Here is a 273-nt window from a genome sequence, read left to right as displayed (position 1 = left end):
GTATAAAGCCTTTTATGGATTAAACGATAATCCATTCTCTATCGCGCCTAACCCTCATTATATGTTCTTAAGCGATCGTCATCGCGAGGCCTTAGCACACTTAACTTATGGGCTAGGAGAAACCGGTGGGTTTGTGTTGTTGACGGGGGAAGTCGGTACAGGGAAAACAACCGTTTCACGTTGTTTGTTGCAGCAATTACCTGAAAATACCGACACCGCTTTTATTCTTAATCCTTCGTTAACAGAGCTCGAGCTTTTAGCTACGCTATGTGA

General features: G+C 43.6%; 1 protein-coding gene. It reads left to right on the top strand.

The features are described from left to right. Positions 1-273, top strand: a 273-nt coding sequence (locus tag AAEZ03_RS27360) for an ExeA family protein (RefSeq protein ID WP_350582987.1), incomplete at both ends; no start/stop codon positions are given.

This window comes from Pseudomonas sp. HY2-MNA-CIBAN-0224, from assembly GCF_040310285.1.
In the GTDB taxonomy this organism is placed as follows: domain Bacteria; phylum Pseudomonadota; class Gammaproteobacteria; order Pseudomonadales; family Pseudomonadaceae; genus Aquipseudomonas; species Aquipseudomonas helleri.
Note: the sequence above shows the minus strand (reverse complement) of the source record. Positions and strands in the feature narration are given on the sequence as shown.